This is a genomic window from Methylocella tundrae (assembly GCF_901905185.1).
GTDB classification, from domain to species: Bacteria; Pseudomonadota; Alphaproteobacteria; order Rhizobiales; family Beijerinckiaceae; genus Methylocapsa; species Methylocapsa tundrae.
The window spans coordinates 1-387 of record NZ_CABFMQ020000052.1 but is presented as its reverse complement, the minus strand read 5'-3'; the positions used below and the strand labels follow the sequence as shown (position 1 = coordinate 387).

The 387-nt window shown below is 63.0% G+C and carries 1 protein-coding gene; it reads left to right on the top strand.

Features of this window, described 5'->3' with window-relative positions; translation table 11 throughout:
- Positions 1–387, top strand: a 387-nt coding sequence (locus MPC4_RS05345) for a hypothetical protein (RefSeq protein WP_210253599.1), incomplete at both ends; no start/stop codon positions are given.

Genomic DNA, 387 nt, shown 5'->3' with positions numbered 1-387 from the left:
CCTTTACGAGTGACCGACCGGTTCACCATCGACCGCTTTCTATTCAAGCTGAAGCAGTTGTACTGGCAGTCCACGCTGGCGGCGGAAGAGGCCACGCAGTATTGGGCCGATGTCGCCACTACATCGCAAAGTCCTCTTGCGCCGTTGGCGCATGTCCCCGGCGTTTTCTCAGCCCTCTGGCTTCCGGACGTCGCGCCCACTACGGCCGCCGTGCTCGGTACTGCAGGATATGGATTCGCAGCGCTGCCAAAGCACCTCATCCATTTCACCACGCCAGCGGGCGCCGCGGGCATTGCACAGTCAGGCCTCATCCACGCCAGCCGCGCGGGAGCTCACGGAATTTTCGGCCCCGGCGTCTACATGGCGCGGGTCGGTCTTCCGTTGAAC